Below are 3,517 nucleotides of genomic sequence, written 5' to 3'. Positions count from 1 at the left end.
AGTTAAGCAGGCTGACCGTATCGAAGGTAGTACCACAGGGGCAGGTGGTGTTCCACTTTCCCTTGCACCGAGCGTCTTTACTGCTCTGGCGGTGAGAATTAAGCAAACTGACCGAATCGAAGATGGCGCCGCAGAGGCAGGTAGTTTTTTGCTTTCCCTTACAACAGGCTTCGCTGCTGCCTCGGCGGTGAGTGTTAAGCAGGCTGACTGAAGTGAATGTGGCGCCACAGGGGCAGGTGGTGTTCTGTTTCCCCTTACACCGAGCATCGCTGCTGCACCGGCGGTGAGATTTAAGCAGGGTGGCTGAATCAAAGGTAGCGCCGCAGAGGCAGGTGATATTCCGCCTCCCCTTGCACCGGGCATCGCTACTGCTATGGCAGTGAGATTTAAGCAGGTTGACCGAAGCGAAGGTGGTGCCGCAGCGGCAGGTGGTGTTCTGCTTCCCTTTACACCGGGCCTCTCTGCTGCTCTGGCGGTGGCTTTTAAGCTGAATAACCGAATTAAAAGTGGTGCCGCAGCGGCAGGTGGTGTTCCGCGTTCCTCGACGTACTGCCCCTTTCTCATTTTGGCTCAATACCTCTACTTCCATTGCAGGGCTGTCGTAATCCAAATCATCCGGGACTGTTGACGCAGTTTCATAAACCTCTTCAATCTCTTGTTTGACAACTTTCCGGCAGTGAATTTCCCAGGCGTGGATATCAGAGTTAAAAGGTAATGGGAATCCATCAACGAATTCACCTGTTATCATCACCTCATCTGTCGTCTCAGCTATCAGCCCAAGGGTTTCCTTGTCCTGTCGCGACAGCCTGATTCTGGATAGACTCCCAACCCCCTGGCAGACCAGGCTATTTTCTGGGCCCGATATACAGAATGTGTCGTTCAAAGGCTGGACGACGGGTGATGATGTGCGGATATGGCCTGTTGAGATGATATCTGCTCCCCCTTCATCTGTTAGCAAAACAAGCGTACGGCTACTCACCTGCTTCTCTATACCCGCATCAGCAATAATAAAGGGAGCAACGGTCAGGATAAACCAAAGCCATGAGGTATTTGCCAGCCTTTGCAACGAGCATAACCTCTGATTCAAATCAGGCAAGAAAGGCTAGCTGATGGGTAAGGCTGGGGCAATTTTTGAACCCGGTAAAATTGTGGGTCCGGATAGCTACAGAGGAGGAGTTGCTCAATATCATCAATTAATTTCGCACTGGGAAACCAGGTGAAAACCTCCTTCAGGAAGGTATACCTGTTAAACGCAAAAATCCCGACCAGTTTCCAGATCGGGATTCTTAGATTTGGTAGGCAGTACTGGAGTCGAACCAGCGACCTCATCCATGTCAAGGATGCGCTCTAACCAACTGAGCTAACCGCCTAAATTGGTAGTCGATAGCAGATTTGAACTGCTGACCTCCGCCATGTCAAGGCGGCGCTCTAACCAACTGAGCTAATCGACTATTGTCGCGAAAATAAAGCGTTTCGTTCTCTAATTTGTTCTCATATGCAGGCGAGCCTATGCTTCAATAGACTATTCCTATTACATTGAGGAAATACTCTAACTAGCTGAGCTAACCGCCTTCAAAGATGCGACATAATCTACCGTTCGCCCGAAGAAAACGCAAGTCTAAGGAGCCCTATGCTCCATAAGGAGTTACCCGAAATACCAAATATTCTTTAGATAATAAAAAAGCCGCTTACCAAGTAAGCGACTTTTTAAATTTGGCTCCCCGATCACGCCACACTAAGAACCACTGCCACCCTCATAATCCCCTTCCCTTTCAAAGAGATAATGGCCAAACGCAAGAGTGCTGGTGCTGAGAAATGTACCAGCAGCTGGCTCACATCAGAAATTTCAGTCGATTGCACTTATTGTATTAATCCAGCATCACCGGATCTGAGATGGGGAAGTGATTCGTTCCCGGTGTGTGAAGCTGCGGGATGGGGTAGCGCTTTGTCAGTGTAAGGAGTGGGTGCGAGTGCCCGCGACTTTGAAAACTTTTTAGCAGAAAGTAGAACTATTAAACAGAATAAAATAGTTCTGCTAATTCGCGATTTACTCAATTATGGCGTTTAGTATCGCAACAGCTTCTTGCACGATAAATTCTGGGGCAGCTTCTTTCTTCTGTGCATCTCTGGCTGCTAAATCAACCATTCTTACAGCATTGAGGAGTACTACCCCCTGAGTCTCTGTTCCAGTTCCAGATAGAGGAAGAGTAAAACCTTTCACTCTGGCAAATTCACCCCCTTGAGTAATAGGGGCAATTAGCGTCATACCCAGTCGGTTAAACTTTCTGGGGGAAAGAACCAGGCAAGGCCGGTAATCACCCTGTAATTCCCGGCCTTCTGTGGGATTTAAGCAAACTTTAACGATATCGCCTCGATCAAAAACAGCCTTTACCATGCTTCGTTGCCCACCGCAGGAGCTTCATCCCACTCCTTCAGTTCTTCCGGCATGGGAGCATTTTCATCGCACTTCGCAAGCAACTCATCCAAAGAGTATTTTGGTTTTTCCTGCACGGGCTCTATTATGATGCAACCATCGGTATTACTGATCATAATATCGTCTCCTTCGCTCAGGCTCATCTCCCGAAGTATGGCGGCAGGAATAATAGTTCCTGCGGAGTTACCAATCTTTCTGATCTGAGCTCTCATTATTTATCTCCCCTATAGAGTTATAACTTAGTTACAACAATCTTAATTAAGTTCCCCCGGGTGTCAAACAATTTCACCCTATATTTCGAATAGTTCTAAGTTGCCTAAAACGACATCCATCTCCCTTTTTCTGTCGCCAATAACCTGAGATTCTGGTATTTACCGAAGAAGGCATACGAAGCCCGGAGCACGGGCCCTGCAAGCGACAGTAAACGGATGACCAGACCACAACCCCTTCCCAGAATTCAGCTGGGAGACAGTGATAACCAGCATCGGTACCGGGTGCTCAGTGAATCAGCTGTAACTCTTACCGAGCGCAGCGCGAAAAGCTGGGTCACGCTGACCCGTACCGGTTCCTTCTGGCACCCCGAATACGGCCGCTTTCAGATCACCCGCCAAACCCTCTCCGAGCAGATCCGCAACTTTAAGGCCCGCACCTGTGGGCAGGATGTGTTTATTGATGTGGGTCATAAACCGGAGAACGGCAGCGCCGGGGAGATCCTCGATCTCTGCGCCTGGATGAGAACAAACTCAGGGCGCTGATCGAGTGGCCCCCTTACGGCATCGATGCTGTGCGCAACAAGGGGTACAGCTACTTTGATGTAATGGGATGGTTCGCCCCACCTAACAGGCTTCAATGAGCCGCACTGGTTTCACCAGAATATAGTTTGGAGCAAACCACCCATGAGCACTTCAGTACTTGGCATCGATATTGTTGATACAGAAGAGCCACCACACTTCGAGTGTTACGGAAGAGGATGTCAGGGAATTATCTGAATTCATGCGAGATATACTACAGGCAAGAGAAAAACTAAAGAAGATCAGAGATTTTCTAAGCAGCTTTATTCAGGAGATCGTAGTGGAGAATGAA

At 48.7% G+C, this 3,517-nt stretch carries 5 protein-coding genes and 2 tRNA genes; 3 read left to right on the top strand and 4 right to left on the bottom strand.

From position 1 onward, the window contains the following. Positions 1-211: hypothetical protein (locus tag E1189_RS23375; protein ID WP_196221110.1), on the top strand; the 211-nt coding region annotated here is incomplete at its 5' end. A gap of 162 nt (positions 212-373) precedes the next feature. After that, a complete protein-coding gene (locus E1189_RS02770; protein ID WP_155158530.1) occupies positions 374-628 on the top strand; it encodes a hypothetical protein in 255 nt (84 codons plus the stop codon). Between the two features lie 665 nt (positions 629-1,293). On the opposite strand, the gene E1189_RS02765 is transcribed toward E1189_RS02770, so the two are convergent. The 4 genes from E1189_RS02765 to E1189_RS02750 all read right to left on the bottom strand — a co-directional run bounded on the left by E1189_RS02765 (position 1,294) and on the right by E1189_RS02750 (position 2,646). Beyond that, positions 1,294-1,370 (bottom strand) — tRNA-Val (locus E1189_RS02765). A 4-nt stretch (positions 1,371-1,374) separates the two neighbouring features. Continuing rightward, positions 1,375-1,451: transfer RNA gene (locus E1189_RS02760), tRNA-Val, on the bottom strand. Between the two features lie 596 nt (positions 1,452-2,047). Beyond that, positions 2,048-2,395: a type II toxin-antitoxin system ChpB family toxin gene (locus E1189_RS02755; protein WP_155158529.1), complete on the bottom strand. Its 348-nt coding sequence runs from the start codon at positions 2,393-2,395 to the stop codon at positions 2,048-2,050. Continuing rightward, on the bottom strand, positions 2,389-2,646 hold the full coding sequence (locus E1189_RS02750) for an AbrB/MazE/SpoVT family DNA-binding domain-containing protein (protein WP_155158528.1): 258 nt from the start codon (positions 2,644-2,646) through the stop codon (positions 2,389-2,391). Before E1189_RS02750 ends, E1189_RS02755 begins: the two co-directional genes overlap by 7 nt. 216 nt (positions 2,647-2,862) lie before the next feature. On the opposite strand from E1189_RS02750, the gene E1189_RS02745 reads away from it, so the two are divergent. Further along, entirely contained in the window at positions 2,863-3,189 is a 327-nt protein-coding gene (locus E1189_RS02745; RefSeq protein WP_155158527.1) for a hypothetical protein, read from the top strand. The last annotated feature ends 328 nt before the right edge of the window (positions 3,190-3,517 follow it).

The organism is Parendozoicomonas verongulae, assembly GCF_009711465.1.
Taxonomy (GTDB): domain Bacteria; phylum Pseudomonadota; class Gammaproteobacteria; order Pseudomonadales; family Endozoicomonadaceae; genus Sansalvadorimonas; species Sansalvadorimonas verongulae.
Note: the sequence above shows the minus strand (reverse complement) of the source record. Positions and strands in the feature narration are given on the sequence as shown.